Source organism: Geminicoccus flavidas, from assembly GCF_009806515.1.
Classification (GTDB): Bacteria; Pseudomonadota; Alphaproteobacteria; order Geminicoccales; family Geminicoccaceae; genus Geminicoccus; species Geminicoccus flavidus.
This window is the reverse complement of the sequence record NZ_WUJP01000849.1, coordinates 1-3,380: the sequence shown is the minus strand read 5'-3', so window position 1 is coordinate 3,380 and position 3,380 is coordinate 1. Positions and strand designations below refer to the sequence as shown.

The 3,380-nt window shown below is 65.2% G+C and carries 2 protein-coding genes and 1 pseudogene; all 3 read left to right on the top strand.

Annotated elements, in window-relative coordinates; translation table 11 throughout:
• On the top strand, positions 1-1,260 hold a 1,260-nt coding region (locus EQG76_RS24450), incomplete at its 5' end, for a multicopper oxidase family protein (protein ID WP_159717203.1).
• 101 nt (positions 1,261-1,361) lie between these two features.
• Entirely contained in the window at positions 1,362-2,390 is a 1,029-nt protein-coding gene (locus EQG76_RS24445; protein WP_159717201.1) for a hypothetical protein, read from the top strand.
• A gap of 71 nt (positions 2,391-2,461) precedes the next feature.
• Positions 2,462-3,380: pseudogene (locus EQG76_RS24440) on the top strand (cytochrome c peroxidase); the annotation flags it as partial.

The window sequence follows — 3,380 nt, the reverse complement described above, 5'->3', positions numbered from 1 at the left end:
AAAGACAATCCCGGCGGCAAGCCGAACATCCGCAACTTCCACTACAGCATGGCGCGGGCCGGCTTCGACAAGCAGAAGGGCATCCCGGCCAAGTGGATCGACCCGGTCTCGGGCGGCGACCTGCGCGAAACCCTGACCACCATGTTCATCCACGACCACCGGCCAGAGTTCACCGCTGCCAACGTGTACAAGGGTATGGTGGCGATGGTCCGCGCGTTCGACGAGAACGACACCGGCGACGAGACCACCGGCTGGCGGCTGCCGAGCGGCAAGTACGACGTGCCGCTGATCCTGGCCGACAAGAAGTTCGACCCGGACGGCGAGCTCGAGTTCAACCAGTTCTCGATCGACGGCTGGCTCGGCGACAAGCTGACCGTGAACGGCAAGATCCAGCCCTACATGGAGGTAGAGCGCCGCAAGTACCGGTTCCGGGTCCTGAATGGCGGCCCGTCGCGCTTCTACAATCTCCTGCTACGCAAGGACGGGGTCAACCAGCCCTTCCACCAGATCAGCCAGAGCGGCAACCTGCTACCGAAATCGCGCAAGAACATCACCAGCATCCAGCTCTGGGTGGCTGAGCGCTCCGACATCGTCATCGACTTCAGGCAGTTCAAGAAGGGCGACAAGCTCTACTTGTGCAACAACCTGGTGATGATGAACGACGGCCGCGGCATCGACCGGGGCAAGACCACCAACCCGGATTCGCCGGCCAACCAGATCCTGGAGTTCCGGGTGGGCGGCCCGCCCGCGAACGCGGACGAGAGCGTTGTCCCGAACGCCTTCCGCCCTCTGCCCTCGGTCAACCTGAACGAGGTGGTCAAGGTCCGGGAGTGGGAGCTCGGCCGGCTGAACGGCATGTGGCACATCAACGGCAAGTTCTGGGACCCGGACATCGACCACAGCCCGGAGTTCCTGATGAACCCGCCCAACCAGGTGCGGCGCAACTCGGCCGAGATCTGGAAAATCCGCAGCACCTCGGGCGGCTGGGACCATCCCATGCACATCCATTTCGAGGAGGGCATCATCACCTCGATCAACCGGCGGGCAGTGGCCGAGGCCGACCGCTACCGGACCGATATCTACCGGTTCGGCGGCAACGAGCGGATCGACGAGATGGAGATCTTCCTCCGTTTTCGCGACTTCCCGGATCCGGACTACAGCTACGCGTCCAAGCAGGAGCGCGGTCGCTACGTCATGCACTGCCACAACACCATGCACGAGGACCACGCCATGATGGCGACCTGGAACATCGTCGACTGAGCAGGCAGCTCCGCCAGGAAATTTTAACTCGAGAGCACCAAGAATGGCCCGGCACCCAAGTGCCGGGCGAAGGAATACTCACGCCTAAAGGAGGCGACTTCATGCTACGCAATCTCATGTTTGGTGCGGCGGCCCTAGCGCTCGTTGCCTTTGCCAGCCCGGCAAATGCACAGGTGGCACTGCCGGGCGTCGAGATCGAAGGCCCGATCAGCCAGATCACGGTCCCGGCCCAGTCGCCTTACACCGATCCCTCCACGGGCAGGTCGATCATTGGCGAGATGAAGGTCATGGGCGCCACCATCAGGGTGCTCGAGAGCGCCCTGGTGCACACGCCTGGTGCGAGCGGCGTAAACGCAGCAGCTATCAGCCTCCTTCGAGGGCTGGCCGGCTACAAGGAAGATGGCTCGTCGTGGCCTCTGCCTGGCCGTGGCAACAAGCCAGGCTTCATCGGCGGCACTGCCATTGTCGTGGGCGAGAGCATCAACGGCGTCATCTATGCCAACGACGTGTTCAGCGATATGTTCGAGAACGTGATCGTTGGTGAAGCTACCGGGCGTGTGGAAGTGTCGGGCGCCAATGTGCGCCGGATGTCGATCAACGGCATGCCGATTGTCCGTTCCGCCGATACCCGGATTCCTGCAGCCCCGCCCATCAACGGCTTCGGTCTGCGCATCAGGCCGAACTCGATCGTGAATGGCACGTTGGCTTCTGCCGAGGGGTACTACGGCGACGACGGCGTTCTCTATTACCACGCGCTCGAGGCAGACAGCGCCGAACTGGTCAATCCCGACACGACGCAGGTCAGCATCCTGCGCGCTTCCTGCCGGGTGCGCGGCGGAGGACGCGACGAGCTTGAGGTTCGGGGCGGCACCGTCAACCCCGCCAATGCTTCGGTGCAGATTCGCCTCCCGCTCAATCCCGACAGGCCGAATCAGTTCACCAGTGTCGGCATCGTCCAAGCGGTGCCGGACAACACCGTCAACCCGCCGCAGGGCCTCTACCGCGCCGACTTCCGCAACCTGAACATCCCGACCGGCGTCTGCCCGAGCCGGGTGCGGGCCGTGATCCTCGAGACGTCGGCAGGTGCGCTCAACCAGGCCACCGCCACGGCGGATCTGGAAGGCCGCTGATCCCAGAAGCTGCAGGGCGCTGCCAGCTGGGGGATGGCAGCGCCCCTGCTCATGCAAGCAGGGTATAGACGGTGACCAAGACATTTTTACGCATCCGGGCAGCCAGCCTGCTCGCGGCCATGACGCTCGCCCTCCTGCCTGGCACCCTGCCGGCCCAGGAGGTCGAGGTCGAGGACGAGACAGAGATCGAGGACGAGGTCGAGGGGGACGTCGAGGCGCCGCTAGGCTCGCTGCGCGGGATCAAGCCGCCCTCGCCGCCCGCAGCCCAGTACAACGCGCTGGTCAAGAACAAGAACTGGCTGGTGGCACTGGGCAAGGCGCTCTACTGGGACGCCGCGGTGGGTGCTGATGGCCAGGCCTGCGCGTCCTGCCACTTTCATGCCGGCGCCGACCCGCGCACGGTCAACCAGCTCGATCCGGGCCTGCTGGGCCAGCCCTACGCCGACGACAAGTTCGGCGGGCTCGGGGCCGGCGCCGGCCTCACCCGCGGCGGCCTTCTGGGCGGCACCGGCAAGAAGGCCCAGCCGAACATCCAGCTGGAGGCGTCGGACTTCCCGCTGCACCAGCTCGGCAACATCCGCGACCGCAATTCGCAGATCATCTACGAGACCAACGACGTGGTCGGCTCGCAGGGCTCGTTTGAGGGCACGCCGGTGAGCGTGCCGCGCCAGCTGAAGTTCCGCACCCGCACCCGCGACTTCTGCACCAAGGGATCGGACGACATCTTCCACACCATGATCAACGGGGTGGCGCGCGCGGTGCGCAAGGTGGCGCCGCGCAACACGCCGACCGTGATCAACGCGGCCTACAACTACCGCAACTTCTGGGACGGCCGCGCCAACAACGTGTTCAACGGCGTGGGCGTGCTCGGCCGCCGCCAGATCCAGGCCGACCCCAAGGCCCGGATCTTGGTGCTGGACGAGCTGGGCCGGCCGATGCCGCAGGCGCTGGAGCTCAGGAACATGAGCCTGGCCTCGCAGGCGGTGGGGC

What these genes read in the sequence shown, in the direction of transcription:
- EQG76_RS24445 (WP_159717201.1), top strand. Translation starts at nt 1,362, where the DNA reads ATGCTACGCAATCTCATGTTTGGTGCGGCGGCCCTAGCGCTCGTTGCC.